The sequence below is a fragment of the Lentilactobacillus sp. genome, assembly GCF_040773105.1.
Lineage (GTDB): Bacteria > Bacillota > Bacilli > Lactobacillales > Lactobacillaceae > Lentilactobacillus > Lentilactobacillus parabuchneri.
On the sequence record NZ_JAXGWW010000291.1, the window covers coordinates 1 to 2,222 of the forward strand.

2 protein-coding genes are annotated in these 2,222 nt (G+C 41.0%); both read right to left on the reverse strand.

Annotated elements, in window-relative coordinates; genetic code table 11:
• A partial coding sequence (locus AB3112_RS10855; RefSeq protein ID WP_367334496.1) for a 2-isopropylmalate synthase occupies window positions 1–890 on the reverse strand: 890 nt, incomplete at its 3' end.
• 1,169 nt (window positions 891–2,059) lie between these two features.
• Entirely contained in the window at window positions 2,060–2,176 is a 117-nt protein-coding gene (locus AB3112_RS10860) for a putative metal homeostasis protein (RefSeq protein ID WP_179136528.1), read from the reverse strand.
• Between the last annotated feature and the right edge of the window lie 46 nt (window positions 2,177–2,222).

The following is a 2,222-nucleotide window of genomic DNA, read 5'->3' on the forward strand; positions in this document are numbered from 1 at the left end:
GATTCGTGGGCAAAGGCATTGGCACCAACAACCGCTTTGTTATGAGGAACCGGCATTTGGGCAAAGTCACTAATGATATCTGAAACGTGCTTGGTTTCTTGCAGGTGAATGTTATTCGTTGCTTGATAGTAATCCTGACGAACATAAAGGGCGGCGGCAACTTCCTCCAATGCAGCATTACCAGCCCGTTCACCAATGCCATTGATCGTCCCTTCAATTCGAGTTGCACCGTTTTCGATGGAAGCCAAACTATTGGCAACTGCCATCCCCAAGTCATCGTGGCAGTGAACGGAGAAGGTAACGTCGTCAAACTCTTTCACATTTTCTCGGAGATTCTTAAAAATGTTGCCAAATTCAACTGGGTTGGTGTAGCCCACGGTATCGGGAATATTGATCACGGTCGCCCCAGCATGAATGGCGGTTTCAATCGATTCAACTAAGAAATCCGGCTCTGTTCGAGTGGCATCTTCTGGTGAAAACTCAACGATATCGAAAAACTGATGGGCATAGGCGACCGAATCGTGAATTGATTGGATAACTTGTTCCTTTGTCATGTGAAGTTTAGAGTCGCGGTGAATTGGCGACGTCGCAATAAAGACATGAATTTGTTTGTTGACGGCGTCTTGGGTTGCTTTAACGCAGGCATCGATATCACCTTTGCGCGCTCTGGCAAGTCCTGTTACCTGGGTGTGCTTGACGGCTCTGGAAACAGCTTGGACAGCTTCAAAATCTTCGGGGGAAGCCACGGGAAATCCAGCTTCGATCACATCAACGCCCCACTTTTCAAGAGCTTGGGCAATTTTGACTTTCTGGTCAACACTGAAGTTGACCCCAATCGTTTGTTCGCCGTCACGCAATGTTGTATCAAAAAATTGAATTTGTTTTGTCATAATCAAGAGCTCCTTAGTTGATTACAAGTGTCATTTAGTCAAAAAGTTGTAAAAAAATAGTACCACCAGCAACCTGGGGTACTTTTGAGGGCCCCATTGTTTCTCAAATAGGACCCGACTATGATGTCAGAGTCCTGTTTAGAGTAATAAGGCTAATAATGTCGTTGCTTCAAACGAAGCTGGTTGAACGATTTCTGTATTGATACTTGGCATTTGAAACAACTCCTTTCTTAATTGCTAAAATACTGGCTTCTATGTCGTTATGTGAATTTTGAATAGGTGTTTTATGTGTGAATCAATGCCGTGGAATCACCGGCTATGTGAACGATTCTAATTGTGAGTTGCCTTTGACCATAAGTGTGGCCAACTCACATTCGTTGTTAAATTCATCTGATGCACGTTAACCATCTCCTATCTAAAGTTTCAATTTGATAAAAAAAGTCCCTTCCAGCCGAAGCCGAAAAGGACGTTTTCACGTGTTACCACCTAAATTTGTAAGACACTTGCATGCATTACCTCAATGAGTCCCATAGTTGGAACCCTGACATTCATACGGGAAGTCGCTCCCAAGTCTCTCGAAAAAGGCTTTCGCTCACATGCACTTTCACCCACCAGGAAGATACATCCTTCCATCAACGATGCTTGCTTTAAAATTCGCTGGCAGTTACTTAACATGTGATTAACACGTCATCGATCAAATTGAATGGTATCAGTATACATAGTACCTTGAGAAATTGTCAACCAAATTTTAATCATTTTCTTTTTATTTTCCAATGTAAAATTAATCGTGCTCAATGTTTAAATAAACGAATAGGCATGCGTAATTTTAATGCTTTTTGCTTCCTTAAACACCAGAGAAAACATGTTGTCAGAGGCAAAAGATTCGATTGCACAATTTAAAAATAAACGTTACATTATCAATATCCAACGCCATCAAAGTACAAAATTTAACTTCATCACACGAAAATAAAATGAGTGACTTTTGATTTTTCCTAACCCAATTCTTTTTAACAGTGAGCGTTTACCATCGAGCTAACCGATTTTTCAGATGACGGTAACGAAAGCTGTCTGAAAATAAAAATGGCTTGGCCCCTTTAAAAAGGAAACCAAACCATCTTTATTTGAATAACTATCTAATAATGATTATCAAGCATCATCATAAGCTTGCTTTATTTACGAGGCTTATTTGCCTTAGCTTCATGAATAATCTTCAAGGCGCGCTTGCGAACCTTGATACTTGGGCTCTTCAGCCGACGATGGGCACTGGCTAAATCTTGTTTTTCCATAGTCACCACTCCTTAGTAAAAATGATTACCAACTAGCTTTGTGGAC